The 19,624-nt window shown below is 61.5% G+C and carries 16 protein-coding genes; 11 read left to right on the forward strand and 5 right to left on the reverse strand.

Features of this window, described 5'->3' with window-relative positions; genetic code table 11:
• Nucleotides 1-86: 86 nt before the first annotated feature.
• The 4 genes from BM152_RS08110 (at nucleotide 87) to BM152_RS08125 (ending at nucleotide 2,721) form a co-directional block, all read left to right on the forward strand.
• The gene (locus BM152_RS08110) at nucleotides 87-950 is read left to right on the forward strand and encodes a hypothetical protein (RefSeq protein ID WP_066606942.1); all 864 of its coding nucleotides are present in this window, start codon (nucleotides 87-89) and stop codon (nucleotides 948-950) included.
• A 186-nt stretch (nucleotides 951-1,136) separates the two neighbouring features.
• Complete coding sequence (locus BM152_RS08115) at nucleotides 1,137-1,565, forward strand: FKBP-type peptidyl-prolyl cis-trans isomerase (RefSeq protein ID WP_066606941.1); 429 nt, start codon at nucleotides 1,137-1,139, stop codon at nucleotides 1,563-1,565.
• Nucleotides 1,566-1,686: 121 nt separating this feature from the next.
• Nucleotides 1,687-2,184, forward strand: coding sequence for a hypothetical protein (locus BM152_RS08120; protein WP_066606939.1), 498 nt, complete (start codon nucleotides 1,687-1,689; stop codon nucleotides 2,182-2,184).
• Nucleotides 2,185-2,301: 117 nt separating this feature from the next.
• The gene (locus BM152_RS08125) at nucleotides 2,302-2,721 is read left to right on the forward strand and encodes a DUF1489 family protein (protein ID WP_066606932.1); all 420 of its coding nucleotides are present in this window, start codon (nucleotides 2,302-2,304) and stop codon (nucleotides 2,719-2,721) included.
• A gap of 73 nt (nucleotides 2,722-2,794) precedes the next feature.
• Here BM152_RS08125 and hisG read toward each other — a convergent pair whose 3' ends face one another.
• From hisG to hisS, 3 genes are read right to left on the reverse strand one after another with little or no spacing between them, the layout of a single operon-like run.
• Entirely contained in the window at nucleotides 2,795-3,493 is a 699-nt protein-coding gene (gene hisG / locus BM152_RS08130) for an ATP phosphoribosyltransferase (protein WP_066606930.1), read from the reverse strand.
• The gene (locus tag BM152_RS08135) at nucleotides 3,493-4,590 is read right to left on the reverse strand and encodes an ATP phosphoribosyltransferase regulatory subunit (RefSeq protein ID WP_066606927.1); all 1,098 of its coding nucleotides are present in this window, start codon (nucleotides 4,588-4,590) and stop codon (nucleotides 3,493-3,495) included. The genes hisG and BM152_RS08135 overlap by 1 nt, the downstream gene beginning before the upstream one ends.
• Nucleotides 4,590-6,074: a histidine--tRNA ligase gene (hisS, locus tag BM152_RS08140; RefSeq protein WP_066606924.1), complete on the reverse strand. Its 1,485-nt coding sequence runs from the start codon at nucleotides 6,072-6,074 to the stop codon at nucleotides 4,590-4,592. The genes BM152_RS08135 and hisS overlap by 1 nt, the downstream gene beginning before the upstream one ends.
• 146 nt (nucleotides 6,075-6,220) lie before the next feature.
• Here hisS and BM152_RS08145 point away from each other — a divergent pair, with 146 nt between their 5' ends.
• Nucleotides 6,221-6,433, forward strand: coding sequence for a SlyX family protein (locus BM152_RS08145; protein ID WP_066606921.1), 213 nt, complete (start codon nucleotides 6,221-6,223; stop codon nucleotides 6,431-6,433).
• 102 nt (nucleotides 6,434-6,535) lie between these two features.
• Here the strand turns inward: BM152_RS08145 and BM152_RS08150 are convergent, their stop codons facing one another.
• Both BM152_RS08150 and dnaE read right to left on the reverse strand, forming a co-directional pair.
• Nucleotides 6,536-7,615, reverse strand: a complete 1,080-nt coding sequence (locus BM152_RS08150; RefSeq protein ID WP_066606919.1) for a hypothetical protein — start codon at nucleotides 7,613-7,615, stop codon at nucleotides 6,536-6,538.
• Nucleotides 7,615-11,133: a DNA polymerase III subunit alpha gene (gene dnaE / locus BM152_RS08155; protein ID WP_066606918.1), complete on the reverse strand. Its 3,519-nt coding sequence runs from the start codon at nucleotides 11,131-11,133 to the stop codon at nucleotides 7,615-7,617. Before dnaE ends, BM152_RS08150 begins: the two co-directional genes overlap by 1 nt.
• Nucleotides 11,134-11,381: 248 nt before the next feature.
• Between dnaE and xdhA the strand changes: the two genes are divergently transcribed.
• The 6 genes from xdhA to BM152_RS08185 are packed head-to-tail and all read left to right on the forward strand — an operon-like array spanning nucleotide 11,382 to nucleotide 19,593.
• On the forward strand, nucleotides 11,382-12,755 hold the full coding sequence (gene xdhA, locus BM152_RS08160) for a xanthine dehydrogenase small subunit (protein WP_066606911.1): 1,374 nt from the start codon (nucleotides 11,382-11,384) through the stop codon (nucleotides 12,753-12,755).
• Nucleotides 12,755-15,157: a xanthine dehydrogenase molybdopterin binding subunit gene (gene xdhB / locus BM152_RS08165; RefSeq protein ID WP_066606910.1), complete on the forward strand. Its 2,403-nt coding sequence runs from the start codon at nucleotides 12,755-12,757 to the stop codon at nucleotides 15,155-15,157. Before xdhA ends, xdhB begins: the two co-directional genes overlap by 1 nt.
• Complete coding sequence (gene xdhC, locus BM152_RS08170; RefSeq protein ID WP_066606909.1) at nucleotides 15,154-16,077, forward strand: xanthine dehydrogenase accessory protein XdhC; 924 nt, start codon at nucleotides 15,154-15,156, stop codon at nucleotides 16,075-16,077. Before xdhB ends, xdhC begins: the two co-directional genes overlap by 4 nt.
• Nucleotides 16,074-17,585: an ABC transporter ATP-binding protein gene (locus BM152_RS08175; protein WP_074914107.1), complete on the forward strand. Its 1,512-nt coding sequence runs from the start codon at nucleotides 16,074-16,076 to the stop codon at nucleotides 17,583-17,585. The genes xdhC and BM152_RS08175 overlap by 4 nt, the downstream gene beginning before the upstream one ends.
• Nucleotides 17,582-18,667: an ABC transporter permease gene (locus BM152_RS08180; RefSeq protein ID WP_066606907.1), complete on the forward strand. Its 1,086-nt coding sequence runs from the start codon at nucleotides 17,582-17,584 to the stop codon at nucleotides 18,665-18,667. The genes BM152_RS08175 and BM152_RS08180 overlap by 4 nt, the downstream gene beginning before the upstream one ends.
• The gene (locus tag BM152_RS08185; RefSeq protein WP_066606906.1) at nucleotides 18,667-19,593 is read left to right on the forward strand and encodes an ABC transporter permease; all 927 of its coding nucleotides are present in this window, start codon (nucleotides 18,667-18,669) and stop codon (nucleotides 19,591-19,593) included. The genes BM152_RS08180 and BM152_RS08185 overlap by 1 nt, the downstream gene beginning before the upstream one ends.
• The last annotated feature ends 31 nt before the right edge of the window (nucleotides 19,594-19,624 follow it).

The following is a 19,624-nucleotide window of genomic DNA, read 5'->3' on the forward strand; positions in this document are numbered from 1 at the left end:
GAAACTGTTTCCCTTTGCCTTGCAATCCCCTGCCCTTCATGCATTTTTCACCGCGAACGGGGACAGTGCTCCGGTAAGGGATATTCATGCGGTACGACAGCCTCGACACTTTTCTCACGGACGGCAAGGACGCGCTTCTGAAAGGGCCGGTTGCACTGGTCTTTGCCGAAGACCTTGTGGAAGTGGACACGACCCTGCGCCACCACCTGTCTCTGGGCTTCAAACAGGTGCTTCTCTTTGCCCCCGACGAAGTCCGCCTGCCCGAAGGGCTGGAGTTGAAAATCCACCGCATCCGCTACGCGACCCGCGCGCCGGAGATGCTGTCCACCGCCGTGAACCGGATCATCGAGGCCGCGCCGGGGATCTGGCTGTATTACTGCTACAACGGAGAATACCTGTTTTTCCCCTTCTGCGAGACCCGCACGATCACGGATATGCTGACCTTCCACACCGAAGAGCGCCGCGACGCGATGCTCACCTATGTGGTCGATCTCTACGCCGGCGATCTCGACGCCCATCCCGACGCGGTCTCGCTCGAAGACGCGCATCTTGACCGCTCGGGCTATTACGCTCTGGGGCGTGCGGATGCCGACGGGCAGCAAAAAGACCGCCAGCTCGACTTTTTCGGCGGGCTGAGATGGCGGTTCGAAGAACACATCCCGCCCCACCGCCGCCGCATCGACCGCATCGCGATTTTCAAGGCCAGAAAAGGTCTGAAACTCAGCGAGGAGCATCTGTTCAACGACGAGGAATACAACACCTACGCCTGCCCGTGGCACCATAACCTGACCGCCTCCATCGTGTCCTTCCGCACCGCAAAGGCCCTGAAAAGCAATGCCGGATCGACCTATGATATCGAGAGCTTCATGTGGCACAATTCCGTCGAGTTCGAGTGGCACAGCCAGCAGTTGCTCGACCTTGGCCTGATGGAGCCGGGCCAGTGGTTCTGACGCCTTCCGCGACAGGGGCCGACAGATATTCCTCCTGAAACCGCGCAACACAGGCGCTTTTCCTGCGCTTTTTCCGGCCTTCGGGTTGCAAATGCCGAATCAGAGCTTATCCTCATAGCCAATCGCAACGGGCACCTGCGCAAGAGGCGCAGCCCCGAAATTCACCCCGAAAAGTTAGGACGTTTTATGACCGAAGTTAAATCGGGCGACAAAGTTCGTATTCACTACACCGGCACCCTGTCCGACGGCACTGTCTTTGACAGCTCCGAAGGCCGCGACCCGCTCGAATTCACCGTTGGCTCCGGCCAGATCATTCCGGGCATGGACAAGCACCTGCCGGGCATGACCGTTGGCGAAAAGAAAACCATCGTTGCCGTGGCTGACGAAGCCTATGGCCAGCGCCACGCCGATGCCCAACAAGCCGTGCCGCGCGCACAGATCCCTGCCGAGATCCCGCTCGAAGTTGGCCTCCAGCTTCAGATGCAGAGCCCCCAAGGTCAGGTGATCCCCGTCACGGTTGTGGAAATCACCGAAGAGGAAGTGACGCTCGACGCCAATCACCGCCTCGCTGGCGAAGACCTGACCTTTGCCATCGAACTGGTTGAAATTCTCTGAGCCGAATATTTTCCCGGCAAAGAAAACAGGGCGGCGCGCATAAAGCGGGCCGCCTTTTTCATGTCCGGCTCTCCCGTGTTTTTGGCATTGATCCGGCGCGCATTTGCCGTCAAATGACCCCATGACCACGGAGTTTGCCCCAGATTGCTCGAATTGCGCCGCGCTATGCTGTCTGGCGCTGGCCTTTGACGCAGGCGACATGTTTGCCCATGACAAGCCCGCAGGCGTGCCCTGTCACCGGCTGGCGAGGACCGCCTGTTCCATTCACGCCGATCTGGCGCAAAAGGGCTACAAGGGCTGCGTTGCGTTTGACTGTCTCGGCGCCGGGCAAAGGGTGACGGCACTTTTCACCGAGAACTGGCAACAGCGCCCCGCAATGACCGGTCCGATGATGGAAGCCTTTCGCAAAATGCGGAATGTCAGGGAATTGCAGCAAATGCTCATGGCTGCCGAAACCCTGCCCCTGCCCGAACATGCAGCGTCCGAACGACAGGCGTGGTCCGACAGGCTTTCTGCCGCCTGTGACGATCTTGATCGGCTGGACGCCTTCGATCCTGCCCCTCTGCGCCAGTGGCTCAAGGGGCTTGCCACCTATGTCCGACGGGACGCGGAACGGTAAGACAGGCCTGTACGCTGAGTGCTGGTTTACATGTTGGCGGAGCGCATCCAGATCTTGTGATGACGTTTTTCAGCAAACCTGTTTCAGCTTCCCCCAAATTCGCTTTAGAGTGCGCCTATGGCCAAGCACATCAATCTCGTCAAACTCTGCGTTGGAATCGATTCTTTCGAGGAACTGAACGCCTATATCGAAGCCGCCCCCGGCGGCATTCGCGGCCATGTCACCCGCATGTGGCCGAAACAGGAAGACAAGCTGCTGCAAGGCGGCTCGCTTTACTGGGTGATCAAGGGCGTGATTCAGGCCCGTCAGGAGATTGTCGGGCTTGAAGAAGTGATCGGCGAGGACGGCGTGCGGCGCTGTCGCATCCTGTTGTCCGCCCCGCTCATCCGCACGCAAAACGCGCAACGCCGCCCGTTTCAGGGCTGGCGCTATCTCAAGCCGGAGGACGCCCCTGCCGATCTGCCCCAAGGCCGTGCGCAGGAGCCGGAACTGCCCCCCGAACTGGCGCAGACACTGGCCGAGATCGGTGTGATCTGAGTATTTCCGGCACAAAGGAAACGCCGCGTGCTTCAAGGGGCAACCGTCTACGGTCAGCCCCTCTGCGTTGCGATCAGTCGTCCAGCCCCATCATCCGGCACAGCTCTGCGAGCGTGGCGCGGTCCTCGTCGGTCCAGTGTGCCATGCGCGATTTGAACAGCGTGGCCTGAGAACGGTGCACCGGATCACAGTTGAGGATTTTCAGGTGGTTGGCCCGCAGGGTCTCGCCCGTCGAGGTGATGTCGGCAATCGCCTCTGCGGTCAGGTTTTTCACCGTGCCTTCGGTGGCGCCCTGACTGTCGACAAGCTGGTAATCGGCCACACCATGCGCTTTGAAATATTCGCGGATCAGGTGGTGGTATTTCGTCGCGATCCGCAGACGGAAACCGTGGCGCGCACGGAAGGCGGCGGCGGCGGCGTCCAGATCGTCGAGCGTATCGACATCGGTCCAGCATTTCGGCACGGCGATGATCAGGTCGGCATGGCCAAACCCCATCGGCGCCAGTTCATACACTTTGTTTTCCCAGCTAGCCAACTTGTCGCGCACCAGATCCGATCCGGTGACGCCCATATGGATACGGCCCGCGGCCAGTTCGCGCGGGATTTCGGAGGCCGAGAGCATCACAAGCTCCACACCCTCGATCCCGTCGACCACGCCGGAATATTCCCGTTCGGCCCCCGCACGCGACAGGGTCACGCCGCGCTCGGAAAACCATTCAAAGGTCTTGTCCATCAACCGGCCCTTGGAGGGCACGCCCAGTTTGACGACCATCACGCGCCTCCTTTCAGGCTCAGGAGCACATTCGGGCGGATCACCCCGCCCACGGCGGGAATTGACCGCCCCTGCCCCAAAACAGCGGTGAGCGCATCATAGCGCCCGCCGGTGGCCACAGGCGGCAGGTCGGGGCGGGCTTCGGCGTAAAACCCGAAGACGAACCCGTCGTAATATTCCATCGAGGTGCGGCCATAGGAGGCTTCGAACACAAGGTTCTCCACATCAACGCCGCGTTTGCCCAGCGCCTCGGTGCGGCGGCTCAACAGGTTCACCGCATCGGAAATCGCTGGCAGATCGACCGCAATATCGCGCAGTTGCGACAGCACATGCGGCAGGGTTTCCTTGAGCGAAAGGATGTCTTCGAGCAATTCGATCTCGCTGGCGGGGATCGGCGGTGCGCTGGCGTCTTCTTCAAGCGCCTTGATCCGCATGTCGATCTCCGTCTGTGTGCGCAGCCCGATAAAGGGCGCCTCGCCCTCTTTCAGATTGGCACGCACGCGGTCGAGGTTTTGCTGGCGCAAGCCTGTGCCCGCTGCGGAAAACCGCGTCATCAAGGCGCGGAAACGGCGCGGCCGCCAGATGTGGCGCAAGAGCGCGGCGCGGCGGGTTTCAGTGGTGTTCAGCCCCGCCACAGCCGCTTTGAGGATACCGATATCCCCCGTCGCGGCACGCAGGTCATGTTCCGCCAGTGCCTCCGCGAAATTGGCGAAAACTTCGGCATCGGCAGCAGCCGGATCGGAACCGTCGAAGACCTCGTAGCCGACCTGAAAATACTCGCTGGCGCGGCTGGGCATGTCTTCCTGTTTACGAAACACCTCGCCCGCATAGGTGTACCGCGCAGGTTCGGCCCCGTCGCTCATATGTTGTTGCACCATCGGCACGGTGAAATCCGGCCGTAGCATCATCTCGCCATGTTCGGGATCATCGGTCACATAGGCCCGTGCGCGGATGTCCTCGCCGTAGAGGTCCAAAAGCACCTCGGCAGGCAGGAGAATGTCCATCTCGACAGGCAGCGCACCTTGCGCCTCGAACAGAGCCTTGAGCCGTGCGGCCTCGGCCTTGACGGCGGCTTTCGTGATTTCGGGGCGGGACATCAGGAATAGCTTTCGATGATTTCACGCACCTTGGCGACCATCTGATCGCGCGGCACTTCGTATTGGTTGAGGCGGTCTTTCCATTCCTCAAGGGAGGCATTCTCCGCCAGTTTCGTGCCGAGGATCAGATCCTTGATCTGCACCACACCACGTTCCGCCTCGTCACCACCCTGAATGATCGCCACGGGGCTTTCCCGTTTGTCGGCGTATTTGAGCTGGTTGCCAAAGTTCTTCGGATTGCCGAGATAGACCTCGGCCCGGATGCCTGCCTGACGCAGTTCCGTGACCATCGTCATATAATCACCCATCCGGTCGCGGTCCATCACGGTCACGACGACAGGACCCTGTGCCGTGGACCCGATCCGGCCCGTGGCGCGCAAGGCGGCCAGAAGGCGGTCAACGCCGATCGACATGCCGGTTGCGGGCACGGCCTGACCGGTGAAGCGCTTCACCAGATCATCGTAACGCCCGCCACCCGCGACAGAGCCGAACTCGCGCACGCGGCCTTTCTCGTCCGTAATCTCGAAGGTCAGTTCCGCCTCGTAGACAGGGCCGGTGTAATAGCCAAGCCCGCGCACCACGGCGGGATCGATCACGATGCGGTCGGGACCGTAGCCCTGACCTTCGAGCAGGGTGGCAATCTGGCGCAGCTCGTCTACGCCCTCGACGCCGGTCTTGGCCTCTCCAACCAGTTCCGCCAGACGATCCAATGTCGCCGCGTTGCTGTCCTGACGCCCGTTCACAAAGCCGAGGATCAACTCGACCTGCGCGGTCTCCAGACCTGCGCCTTTGGTGAAGTCGCCGCTCTCGTCCTTGCGCCCTTCGGTGAGCAAGGCCATCACACCCGCATCCCCGAATTTGTCATGCTTGTCGATGGTGCGCAGAACGATGCCGCGCACATTGGCGAATTCTTCGGTGTCGGGCAGGCCAGCGGCCTCCAGCACCCCGTCGAGCACCTTCCGGTTGTTCACACGGATGATGTAATCGCCACGCTTGATGCCAACGGCCTCCAGCGTATCCGAGAGCATCGCGCAAATCTCCGCATCGGCGGCCACAGAAGGCGCACCCACAGTGTCGGCGTCACATTGGTAGAACTGGCGGAAACGTCCCGGACCGGGTTTCTCATTGCGCCACACCGGCCCCATCGCAAAGCGGCGGTAGGGTGAAGGCAGGTCCTGACGGTATTGCGCCGCCACACGCGCCAGCGGCGCGGTCATGTCATAGCGCAGGGCGACCCAATCGGAATCATCTTCCTGCCATGCAAAAACACCCTCGTTCGGGCGGTCCACATCGGGCAGGAACTTGCCAAGCGCCTCGACGGTTTCCACCGCAGAGGTTTCCAGCGCCTCGAACCCGTAATGATGATAGACTTCAGCGATCTGATCGAGCATATGCTTGCGCTCGGTCACTTCTGTGCCGAAATAATCACGAAATCCCTTGGGCGTCACTGCCTTGGGGCGCGGGGTTTTCTTGGGCTTGGCCATGGCTGGTCCTTTTGCTCACTGTCGCGGGCGGCATATCGCACAGGCGGCTCAGGGGCAAGACGGGGCAGGCCCGCAAGGGGTGAAAACCCGTGCAAAACCGCCTATATTAGACAGTGGATCAGTTCACCACTGAGAGGGAGAAAGACATGTCAAACGAAACCCGCGTCACCGTGCTCGAAGAACAGGTCGCCTATCTCACCAAAACAGTCGAGGAACTCTCCGATGTGGTTGCCAAACAGGAACGCATGTTGGAGTTGGTCGAACGTCGGCTGGGCATGTTGATGGAGGCCGAGGCGCTCCGCCAATCCGATTCCGAAGGCACCGTCGCTCTGGCCGACCAACGCCCGCCGCATTGGTAAGTCCACCACCTGCATGGCTCGCCGTGGGGTCATAGACCGCGTTTGCACCGCATAACGCGATGCGAAAGAGTGTGTTCAGGTAACGGCAAGACTGGCCGCGCCTCAGCGCATTTCCTCGCTCATCACCTGACCGTCATGCAGCAACAGTTCCAGCCAGTTCTCTTCCGCCCCGAAACGGGGGTAGATCGAGACAAAGGCCACCTGACGCTCCAGATCACTCAGCCGCTCCGCAGGGCAATAGGAACCACGGCCCACGCCGCAGGTCTTGCGCTTGATCTTCTCGTAGGTCTTGTCCGCATTCGACCAGTCGCGGTCCGTGTCGTCGGAATAGCGCAACACCTCATGCAGCCCCGCCGCGCCGAACATCACCAGCGCCGCTGTGACCTGACGTGCGCAACCATCGGCGAAACCGGTGATATACTGGCTATGCGGGGCGGTGTTTTCAGGGGCGCTGTCGTAAAGCTGCCAGACAGGGCGGCCTTCACGCGGGAACTGGTCAACCTTTGCGCCCATCGCGCGGGGCCGGATCTCGCAATTGATCCCGACCTCGCCAAAGGGCAGCACCTCTCCGGTTTTCACAGTCGAAACCGGTCCGTTTTCGGGCGCGGCTTTCAGAAAGCCGAACAGCGGCTTGCGCGTCTTGGCGGCAGGCTTGGCGGTTTGCACCTCTGGCGCAGTCTCTTCGGGAACTTCGGGGAGCGTGCTTTGCACGCCGTAAGTCTCCGGTCGCACCTCGGAACTCTCGGCCTCGGCAAGGGCGGCTCCGGCCTCCGTCTCCACCCGCATGGCGACCTCGTCGGTCGCCCCCTCGGCACGTTTCGGTTTCAGAAAGCTGAAGATGCCGCCGAATCCGGCTTTCTGCACCTCTGTGGTCGCGGCACGAATCTCCGGTGCCTCTGCGACATCCGTCTCGTCACTGGTGGCCATGTCAGCAGTCGCATCATCGGCTGGCGCGGCATCAGTAGACGGCCCGCCCATCTCGTCAGACAGTTCGCCGCCCTTCAACTCATCCGCCTCGACCTGCGCCGTTTCGTGCAACACCTCGGCGCCATCCGTCACCGCGACGGCCTCCTCCGCCACCGGCGCGGCGGTCTCACCCGACGACGGGGCCAGAAACTCCGGCACAGACATCTGACACGCGCTCAAAAGCAGACCGCAAGAGGTGAGCAAGACGCAGCGCATCAAATATCCTCAACCATAATCACTCCATCGAAAGACTTGATCGCGCCTTTGACTTCCGGCGTGATGACAAACGGTTTGGGCACGTCGATATCGACCTCGTTGGGATAATCCGGTGCCATGATGCAAAAGCTGATTGCGCCTTTGGGCGGCTGTTTGGCCTCTTCGGTGATGCGGGTCAGAAGCTCGCCCACCTGTGCGATGGCGCTGGCGTCCTCGCAATAGATCTTGAGCCCCGCCCCGCCGGCATCCGCGACCACCGTATCCATCGGCGCAACCGAGCGGATCATCGGGTCAAACTGCCCGTCATTGAACCGCCCTTCGAGCGTCACCACCAGCTTGTCATGGTTCTCGAAAATCGTATAGGCGCTCTCGTAATCGCCCTTTTTCGGGAACATGGCGATGCCCGCCAACTGACCCGTGGAGTCAGAGATATTCATCCGGAAATAGCGCGTGCCCTTGCCCGATTTCATCGGACGGAAGCCCGAGACCAGCACGCCGACCTTCATGATCGCGCCGCCTTCGGCTTCGGCCTTGGCCTGCACCTCGGCAATCGTGCCGATCTTCTTGCGTTTCAGAGCGCTGGCGTAATCGTCGAGCGGGTGACCGGAGAGATAGAACCCGATGGCCTTGTGCTCTTCCATCAACCGCTCTGAGGCGACCCAGTCATTCACTGGCGAGAGCCGCGGCTCCGGTAGATCCTCGCCCGCATCGCCAAAGAGCGAGACCTGATTGGAGGCCTTTTGCTCATGGATCGCGGCGGAATATTGCACCAGTGAATCTAGACTCTCGAAGACGCGGCGGCGGTTGCTGTCGAGCTGGTCGAAGGCGCCCGCGCGGGCGAGCATCTCCAAGGGGCGTTTGCCGACCTTCTTGAGATCGACGCGACGGGCGAAATCGAACAGCGTGACAAAGGGCTTGCCGCCTTCTTCGCGCGCACGGACGATCAGTTGCATCGCCTCGCCCCCGACGTTTTTGAGCGCGCCCAGCGCATAGACCAGTTTCTGATCCACCACATCAAAGGTCGCCAGCGAGCGGTTCACACATGGCGGGATGATCTCGATCCCCAGCCCGCGTTTGACCTCTTCGGCATAGATGGAGAGCTTGTCGGTGAGGTGGATATCACAATTCATCACCCCCGCCATGAACTCGACGGGATGGTTCGCCTTGAGCCAGCCGGTCTGGTAGGACACCACCGCATAGGCTGCCGCGTGGGATTTGTTGAACCCGTAGTTGGCGAATTTCTCCAGAAGGTCGAAAACCTCGGAGGCTTTCTTTTTGTCGACCCCGTTCTTGGCCGCGCCCTCTTCGAATTTCGGGCGCTCGGCGTCCATCGCCTCCTTGATCTTTTTCCCCATCGCACGACGCAACAGGTCGGCGCCACCAAGGCTGTAACCAGCCATGACCTGCGCGATCTGCATCACCTGTTCCTGATAAACGATGATGCCTTGGGTCTCGGCCAGAATGTGGTCAATGGTCGGGTGAACGGATTCCAACTCCTTGCGCCCGTGTTTCACGTCGCAATAGGTCGGAATGTTCTCCATCGGCCCCGGACGGTAGAGCGCCACAAGCGCCACGATGTCTTCGATACAGGTCGGCTTCATCTGACGCAGCGCCTGCATCATGCCCGAGCTTTCCACCTGAAACACCGCAACCGTTTTCGCGTCCGAATAGAGCTTGTAGGTCTTTTCGTCATCCAGCGGGATGAGGTTGATCTGGTTCTCCCCGCCCTCGGGCGGCTCGTAAAGCTGTGTCCCGTCCGCCGCGACATGCAGCGGGCGGCCCGATTTGAAGATCAGATCCATCGCCGACTGGATCACCGTCAGCGTCTTGAGGCCCAGAAAGTCGAACTTCACCAGACCCGCCTGCTCGACCCATTTCATGTTGAACTGGGTGGCGGGCATGTCGGAGCGCGGGTCCTGATAGAGCGGCACCAGATGGTCCAGAGGCCGGTCCCCGATCACAACCCCCGCCGCGTGGGTCGAGGCGTTGCGCAACAGCCCTTCGACCTGCTGGCCATAGGTCAGAAGCCGGTCCACAACCTCCTCGTTGCGGGCCTCTTCGCGCAGTTTTGGCTCGTCTTCCAACGCCTGTTTGATCGAAACGGGCTTCACCCCCTCGACAGGGATCAGCTTCGACAGCCGGTCCACCTGCCCGTAAGGCATCTGCAACACCCGCCCGATGTCCCGCACCGCCGCCTTGGACAAAAGCGCACCAAAGGTGATGATCTGCCCCACCTTGTCGCGCCCGTATTTCTCCTGCACATAGCGGATGGTTTCCTCGCGGCGATCCATGCAGAAGTCGATGTCGAAGTCGGGCATCGACACACGTTCGGGGTTCAGGAACCTCTCGAACAGCAGCGAATAGCGCAGCGGGTCCAGATCGGTGATGGTCAGACAATAGGCGACCAGAGAACCGGCCCCCGACCCCCGACCCGGCCCGACCGGAATGCCGTGATCCTTCGACCACTTGATAAAGTCGGCCACGATCAGGAAGTAGCCCGGAAAGCCCATCTGCTCGATGATGCCCAACTCGAATTTGAGCCGGTCCTCGTAATCCTCCCGCGAGCCTGCGGGCTGGATCACGGCCAGACGTTTGTCGAGACCTTCCCACGCCTGTTTGCGCAGTTCCTCCACCTCGTCATCGGCGAATTTCGGCAGGATCGGCGCACGCTTGTAAACCTTAAAGGCACAGCGTTTCGCGATCTCCACCGTGTTCTCGATGGCTTCGGGCAGATCGGCAAAAAGCGCGGCCATTTCCGAAGGTGACTTGAAATAATGCTGCGGGGTCAGACGCCTGCGCGGCTCCACCTGATCGACATAGGCCCCCTCGGCGATACAGATCAGCGCATCATGCGCTTCATACATCTCGCTTTTCGGGAAATAGGCATCATTGGTCGCCACTAAGGGCAGACCCATCTCATAGGCCCATTCGACAAAGGGCCGCTCGGTCAGCCGCTCCGCATCCGTATGGCTGCCGCCCTCGCCCGGATGGCGCTGTAACTCGACATAGAGCCGGTTCGGGTAGATTGCCTTGAACCGCTCCAGAAGGGCGCGGGCCTGATCGAAGTGATTCTCCAGAATCATCTTGCCCACCGGCCCGAGCGATCCGCCGGTGAGACAGATCAGCCCCTCGGAATATTGCTCAAGCTCATCCACTGTCACCTGCGGCACACCGTCGTGCTTGTCCACATAGAGACAGGAATTGAGCTTCATCAGGTTCTCGTAGCCCGTCTCGCTCTGGGCCAGAAGCACCACCGGCGCGGGGCGTTTCTGGCGCTCTCCGGGGGCGGCCTCATGATAGGCCACATCCACCTGACAGCCGATAATCGGCTGGATCCCTGCGGCCTTGGAATATTCGGAAAATTCCAACGCACAAAAGAGGTTGTTGGTGTCCGTCACCGCCACGGCAGGCATGTCCATATCCTTCACCATGCCGCTCAATTTCTTGAGCCGCATCGCCCCTTCAAGAAGCGAGTATTCGGTGTGGACGCGAAGGTGGATAAAAGTTGGGCTGCTCATTTGCCGCCAAGCTAACTCAAGCCGCACACAGAGGCCAAGGGCAAAACGTGCCTATTTCACGGCTCCGTTATTATCCGCCCTCGCGCCTGAATTTTGATCAAAAGGGCAAAATTTGCGCAGAAACCTGTCGCCATGCCACGCAAATCCCTTGCAAAAAGCCTGTCGGAGCGGTTTCCTATCAAGAACTCATTCGCGCTTTCCGCCGCATCGGGCGCGGGTTTGGAACAAGACAGCGGCAGGTCTGATACATGGAGATCACTTTTCGGCTGAACGGCGAGCTCATCACAGCAAGCGAAGCACCGACGCGAACTCTGCTTGACTATTTACGCGAAACACGCGGCCTCACCGGCACAAAAGAAGGCTGCAACGAAGGGGATTGCGGAGCTTGCACCGTGATGGTGGAGGATGCGCAGGGCAAAAAGCCCCTGAACGCCTGCATCCTGTTCCTGCCCCAGCTTCACGGCAAATCCGTCACCACGGTCGAGGGTCTGTCCAAGGGCGACAGCCTGCATCCCGTGCAAAAGGCCATGATCGAAGAACACGGCAGCCAGTGCGGTTTTTGCACGCCGGGCATTGTCATGTCTCTGGCCACGGCCCATGCCCGCGGCGAGACCGCGCACAAGGATGTTCTGGCCGGAAACCTCTGCCGCTGCACGGGCTACGCGCCCATCCTGCGTGCCGCGAAAAAGGTCGAGGATGCGCCTGTGCCCGAAGGGCTGGATCACATCCCCTTTGCCACCCCTGCCATTGTCGAGCGCCCCGAAACCACCGACGAGCTCGCCGCCATCTATGCGCTGCGCCCTGATGCGGTGCTGATTGCGGGGGCAACCGATGTCGGGCTTTGGGTCACGAAACAGATGCGCGATCTGGAAGAGGTGATTTTCCTTGGCGGCATAGAGGATCTCAAAGGCATCACGGAAACCACTGAGGCGTTCGAGATCGGCGCGATGACCCCGATTGCCGATCTGATCGCGGCGTTCAAGCCTCACGCACCCTCGCTTGCGGAGATGTATCGCCGCTTTGCTTCCACACAGGTCCGCGCGGCGGCCACGCTTGGCGGCAATATCGCCAACGGCTCCCCCATCGGCGACAGCCCGCCCCCGCTCATCGCCGCCGGAGCCACGCTGAAGCTGCGCAAGGGCGAGGACCGGCGGAGCATCGCGCTGGAAGATTTCTTCATCACCTATGGCAAACAGGACCGCCAGCCCTCCGAATTTGTCGAAAGCATCACCGTGCCGAAAGCGGGGCTTGAGCATCTCAAGGTCTACAAGCTCTCGAAACGGTTCGATCAGGACATTTCCGCCGTCTGCGGTGCGTTCAACATCACGGTTACGGACGGAACCATCACCGCCGCCCGCATCGCTTTTGGCGGTATGGCCGGCACGCCCGCACGCGCCAAGACCGTCGAGGCGGCGCTGACCGGCAAGCCGTGGACACAGAAGACCATCGACGCCGCCCTGCCCGCCTTTGCCGAGGATTACACGCCCATGAGCGACATGCGGGCCTCGAACACCTATCGCCTCACCACCGCGCAAAACATGCTGCGGCGCTATTTTGCAGAGGATCAGGGACTTGCCACTTCGGTTCTCGCGGTCACGCAAACCGGAAAGGAGGACGCATAATGTCAGTCGGCTCCCCCCTTCCCCATGACGCGGCCAAGCTCCATGTCACCGGACAGGCGCGTTACATTGACGATATTCCGCTGCCTGCGGGCACGTTGCATCTGGCCTTTGGCCTGTCCACCATCGCCCATGGCGAGATCACCGCAATGGACCTTTCCGCCGTGCGTGCCGCGCCCGGTGTGGTGCGGGTCTATACGGCAGAGGATTTCGGAGATCATGTGCCGGACTGTTCGCCCTCTCTGGGCGACGAGCCGCTTCTGACGTCTTCCGAGGTGCAGTTCATCGGTCAGCCGGTGTTCCTCGTCGTCGCCACCTCGCATCTGGCCGCGCGCAAGGCCGCCAAGCTCGGCAAGATCGATTACAAGGAACGCCCCGCGATCCTCGACTATGACACCGCGATGGAGGCCGGAAGCCGTTTCGAAGAAGGCCCGCGCATCTATGGCTGTGGCGACGCGGCTGAGGCCATCGCCAAGGCCCCGCACAAGATCGAAGGCACCATCGAGATCGGCGGGCAGGAACATTTCTACCTCGAAGGTCAGGCCGCCGCCGCCACGCCGCAAGAAGGCGGCGATATGGTCGTCTATTCCTCCACCCAGCACCCTTCCGAAATCCAGCACAAGGTCGCCCACGCGCTCCATGTGCCGATGCATGCGGTGCGTGTGGAAACCCGTCGCATGGGCGGCGGCTTTGGCGGCAAGGAATCCCAAGGCAACTGGCTCGCCATCGCCTGTGCCATCGCGGCACGGGACACCGGCAAGCCCTGCAAAATGCGCTATGACCGCGACGATGACATGATCATCACCGGCAAGCGCCACGACTTCCGCATCTCCTACACCTGCGGCTTTGACGCGGACGGGCGTATTCTCGGCATCGACTTTTTGCAACTGACCCGCGCGGGCTGGTCGCTGGACCTGACCCTGCCCGTGGCTGACCGTGCCATGCTCCATGCGGACAACGCCTATTTCCTGCCGAACGCGCGGATCGAAAGCCACCGGCTCAAGATGAACACCCAGTCCAACACCGCCTATCGCGGCTTTGGCGGGCCGCAAGGCGTTCTGGGCATCGAACGTGTCGTCGACCATATCGCGCACACGCTGGGCAAAGACCCCGTCGAAGTGCGCAGGCTCAACTATTACGACGAGATGGTCACCCCCACCGCAGGCGACGGACAGCCCGAAGACCATGTGCTCTCGCTTGACGGAGAACCCACCTCCGAAGGCAGCGTCGAACATCTCGACCCGCACCCGCAACACGCGGGTGGCCAACTCACCCCGCGTGGCAAGCTCACCCCCTACGGGCAGGAGGTCGAGGACTTCATCCTGCACGGTATGACCGAAAAGCTCATGGAGACCGCCGACTATGCCGCGCGCAAAGAGGCCGTCGCACAATGGAACGCCGACAACCCGATCATCAAAAAGGGGCTCGGCGTCTCGCCCGTCAAATTCGGCATTTCCTTCACGCTGACCCACCTCAATCAGGCGGGGGCGCTGGTCCATATCTACAATGACGGCTCGATCCACCTGAACCACGGCGGCACGGAAATGGGCCAAGGCCTGTTCCAGAAGGTCGCCCAAGTCGCCGCCACGGAATTTGGTGTCTCTCTCGACAAGGTCAAGATCACCGCCACCGACACAGGCAAGGTGCCCAACACTTCGGCCACCGCCGCCTCTTCCGGCACCGATCTCAATGGTATGGCGGTGAAAAACGCCTGTGACCGCATCCGTACGCGGCTTGAGGTCTTTATCCTCGAACGCTTTGGCGAAAGCGATGTGACATGGTCCGGCGGCAAGGTCCGCTTCGGCACACAGGAAATGAGCTTCGAGGAGCTGGTGAGCCTTGCCTATATGAACCGCGTCTCGCTCTCCGCGACGGGGTTCTACAAGACGCCAAAGATCGAGTGGGACCGGATCAAGGGCAAAGGCCGCCCGTTTTTCTACTTCGCCCACGGCATCGCCATTACCGAAGTGGCGCTCGACACGCTCACCGGCGAAAACCGCATCCTGCGCGCCGACATCCTGCATGACGCAGGCGCCTCGCTCAATCCGGCCATCGACAAAGGCCAGATCGAAGGCGGCTATGTGCAGGGCGCGGGCTGGCTCACCACCGAGGAACTGGTCTGGGACGACAAGGGGATGCTCAGAACCCACGCCCCCTCGACCTATAAAATCCCCGCCTGTTCCGACGCGCCCGAAGTGTTCAACGTCGATCTATGGGACGGGCGCAACCGCGAAGAAACGATCTATCGTTCCAAAGCTGTGGGCGAGCCGCCCTTCATGCTGGGCATCTCCGCCTTCCTCGCGCTCTCGGATGCCTGCGCCGCCTGTGGCCCGCATTATCCCGCGCTCAACGCCCCCGCCACGCCAGAGGAATGTCTCAACGCCATTGCGAGGGCACGCGGATGAGCTTTGACCGCGAAGCATTGCGCGCGGCCATTGCAACACATGGCCGCGTCGCGCGTGTTGTTGTGGCAGAGGTCCAAGGCTCCGCCCCGCGCGAAGTCGGTGCCGCCATGCTGGTCTGGCAGACTGACAACGGACCGGCGCAATCCGGCACAATAGGCGGCGGCACTTTGGAATATGAGGCGGCCAGACACGCCTTCACCGCACCGCGCCTGCAACGCCTGCCGCTTGGTCCCGCGATGGGCCAGTGCTGCGGCGGGGCGGTGACGCTTCTGACCGAAGTGTTCGAAGATGCCGACGCCATTCCGGAGGACATTTTCGCCCGCGGCCCCGGCCCCATGCCTTTTGCTGTGAAAAAAGCTCTCACCGAAGCGCGGGCGCAGGGTGTGGTCACACCGAAACTCTATGGCGCGTGGATGGTCGAACCTGTCACCCGCGCCACGCGGCCGATCTGGGTCTGGGGCGCAGGCCATGTGGGGCGTGCCATCGTGACCACGCTTGCGCCGCTGCCCGAGCTTGCCATCACATGGGTGGACACCGCCGCCGCACGGTTTCCCGATCACATCCCCGATGGCGTCACCCGACTCGTGGCCGCCAGACCGGACACGCTCGTGCCCTACGCGCCACCAGAGGCCGAACACCTGATTCTCACCTATTCCCATGCGCTTGATCTGGAGCTGTGCCACCGCGTTCTGTCGCACGGATTCGCCTTTGCCGGCCTGATCGGGTCGCGCACGAAATGGGCGCGGTTCCGCAACAGGCTGCGCGATCTTGGTCACACAAATGCCCAAATCGACCGCATTTGCTGTCCAATTGGGCAACCTGACCTTGGGAAACACCCTCAGGCCATTGCGGTCGGGGTCGCTGCGCAAGTAATCTCGCAAAGAGAGATCACAGAATCCTACGGGGAACGGACAGGGTGACAGAACTTTTAAAAGTCGTGGGACTGACCCGCGAATATCCCGGCGTGCGCGCCAATGACGATGTCAGTTTTTCCATCGGCACAGGCGAGGTTCACGCGCTTCTGGGCGAAAACGGCGCCGGAAAATCCACCCTCGTCAAGATGATCTACGGGCTGGAAAAACCGGATGCGGGATTCATGAAACTGCGCGGCGGCTCCTACACGCCCGCCAATCCGCAGGCCGCCCGCGCCGCCGGTGTCGCCATGGTGTTCCAGCATTTTTCCCTGTTCGAGGCGCTGAACGTGGCCGAGAATGTCGCGCTCGGCATGGAGAACCCGCCGAAGATGCGCGAACTGGCGGCCTCTATCCGTCAGGTCTCCGAGAATTACGGCCTGCCCTTGGACCCCGACCGCATTGTGGGCGATCTTTCGGCGGGGGAGCGGCAACGGGTGGAGATCATCCGCTGTCTTTTGCAAGACCCGAAGCTTCTCATCATGGACGAACCGACCTCGGTTCTGACACCGCAAGAGGTCGAGATCCTGTTCAAGACCCTGCGCAAGCTGCAATCAGAGGGCACGTCGATCCTCTACATCTCCCACAAGCTCGAAGAAATCCGTGCGCTGTGTGACGAGGCGACGATCCTGCGACTGGGCAAGGTCGTGGGCGAATGTGATCCGAAAACGACCACCGCACGCGATATGGCGGAGATGATGGTGGGCCAGACGCTTCATGTCCCCTCCCGCGAAAGCAGTGAGGCGGGGGAGATGTTGCTGGAGGTCAAAGACCTTGATTTCGCACCGGCCAACCCTTTTGGCACGCGGCTCAAGAATGTCTCGCTCAAACTCCGCGCGGGCGAGATTCTGGGCATCGGCGGCGTTGCGGGCAACGGGCAGGACGAATTGCTTTCCGTGCTGTCCGGCGAGGCCCGCACCGACAAGGGCGCGATTACTTTTGACGGGCAGGATGTCAGCGCCTTGGGGCCGAATGCACGGCGCAGGATCGGGCTTCTGACCGCCCCAGAAGAACGTCTCGGCCATGCCGCAGCCCCCAACATGAGCCTGACGGAGAACGCCGCGCTGACCGCGACGATCCGCAAGAAACTCAGCAAGAACAACTTTCTGAACTGGAAAAAGACCGAGAGCTTCGCCCGCGAGGTCATCAAGGCCTTTGACGTGCGCACCCCCGGCCCCGCCTCTGCGGCGCGCTCGCTGTCGGGCGGCAATTTGCAGAAATTCGTGATTGGCCGCGAGGTGTTGCAAGACCCGAAGGTCTTTGTGGTCAACCAGCCGACATGGGGCGTCGATGCCTCCGCCGCCGCCGACATCCGGCAGGCCCTGCTCGATCTGGCCGCAGGCGGTGCGGGCGTTATCGTGATCTCGCAAGACCTCGATGAATTGATGGAAATTTCCGACCATTTCGCCGCCTTGAACGAAGGCACCCTGACCGCGCCGCGCAAGGCCAAGGGGCTGACCGTTGACGAGATCGGCCTGATGATGGGCGGCGCACACGATCTGGAGGCCGCACAATGATCACCTTTGTCAAACGACCGCAGCCTTCGAAATTCTGGACCATCGCCACGCCGGTTCTGGCGGTGATCCTGACCATGATCCTCGGCGGGCTGCTGTTTGCCGCGATGGGCAAGGATCCGGTCGTCGCTATTCGCACGATCTTTTGGGATCCGCTGTTCAACGACCAGTTCGCCGCCTACTCGCGGCCCCAGTTGCTTGTGAAAGCCGCGCCTCTGATCCTGATCGCCATCGGGCTGTCACTTGGCTTCAAGGCAGGCATCTGGAACATCGGCGCCGAAGGGCAATATATCATCGGCGCACTCACAGGGGCCTCTGTCGGGCTGGCGCTCTACCCGCTTGATGCGTGGTGGATTTTCCCGCTGATGGTGATTGCAGGGGCGTTGGGCGGCTTTCTCTGGGCGATGATACCGGCCATCCTCAAGACGCGGTTCAACACCAATGAAATCCTCGTCTCGCTCATGCTGGTTTATGTGGCCGAACAGATCCTCGCCTCCGCCGCCCTCGGCTTCCTGCGCAACCCCGAAGGCAACGGCTTTCCCGGATCGCGCAACCTGAGCCAGATCCCCGCCATGTCGAACCCCGAGCTGATCTCCGGCACTGGCGCGCATTGGGGCGTGGTTGCCGCCTTCGCCGCCGTGGTCGCTGCCTATGTGCTGATCAACAAACACATGCTCGGCTTTCAAATCCGGCTGACGGGCGAAAGCCCCCGCGCCGCGCGGTTTGCAGGCGTCAAGGACAGGCTGCTCGTCGTCTTCTGCCTCGGCACCGCCGGCGCGCTGGCAGGGCTGGCCGGTCTGTTCGAGGTCACAGGTCCCGCAGGCCAGATCTCCATCGACTTCGGCGCGGGCTACGGCTTCACCGCCATCATCGTCGCCTTTCTCGGTCGCCTGCATCCCGTGGGCATCCTGCTCGCGGGCCTTCTGCTGGCGCTCACCTTCATCGGCGGGGAACTTGCACAATTCATGCTCGGCCTGCCCTCTGCGGCCATTCAGGTCTTTCAGGGGATGCTGCTGATGATCCTTCTGGCGATGGATATTCTCGTCAACTACCGCGTGATGATCGTCAACAAGGAGGCCGCGTGATGGATTTCGGAGGCATCAACCCAGTCATTCTTCTGGCCTCGCTCATGGTCGCCTCGACACCGATCCTTCTGGCCGCTCTGGGCGAGATGGTGACGGAGAAATCCGGCGTGTTGAACCTCGGCGTCGAAGGCATGATGATCACCGGCGCGGTCTGCGGCTTTATCGCAGCGGTCGAAACCGGCTCCCCCACACTGGGCTTTGTCGCCGCCGCCATCGGCGGCATGGCGCTCTCCATGCTCTTTGGCCTGCTGACACAGGTTTTCCTCACCACACAAGTGCCCGCAGGGCTGGCGCTTACGCTGATGGGAACCGGTCTGGCCTCCCTGCTCGGGCAGAACTACGTCGGGATCAAACCGCCCTCGCTGCCCGATCTGCATGTGCCGCTCTTGCAGGACATCCCCTTCATCGGCCCCGTTGTGTTCCAGCATGACGCCGTGGTCTATCTCAGCCTCTTTGCCGTGGTCGCCGTCTGGGCCTTTCTCAAATACACCCGCGCCGGTCTGGTCCTGCGTGCGGTCGGAGAAAACCACGCCGCCGCCCATGCGCTTGGCTACAAGGTCAAGCTGGTGCGCTTTGCCGCCATCGGCTTTGGCGGCGCGATGGCCGGACTGGGCGGGGCCTACATCAGCCTCGTGCGCGTGCCGCAATGGACCGACGGGATCACTGCAGGCATCGGCTGGATCGCTCTGGCGATTGTCGTCTTTGCCTCATGGCGCGCAGGCCGCGTGTTGATCGGGGCCTATCTCTTTGGCGGCATCACCGTACTGCAACTCAACCTTCAGGCGGCAGGCGCGAAAGTGCCGGTGGAGCTTCTCTCCATGTCGCCGTTCCTTGCGACCATTGTGGTCCTTGTCGTCATTTCCGCCCGCCGTCATGGTGGCACCAACGCCCCCGCGATGCTCGGGCGGATTTTTCACACCTCGTGAGGCTCACGAGGAATTTGTTTCAAAAGGGGAG

This window comes from Celeribacter halophilus (genome assembly GCF_900114135.1).
Lineage (GTDB): Bacteria > Pseudomonadota > Alphaproteobacteria > Rhodobacterales > Rhodobacteraceae > Celeribacter > Celeribacter halophilus.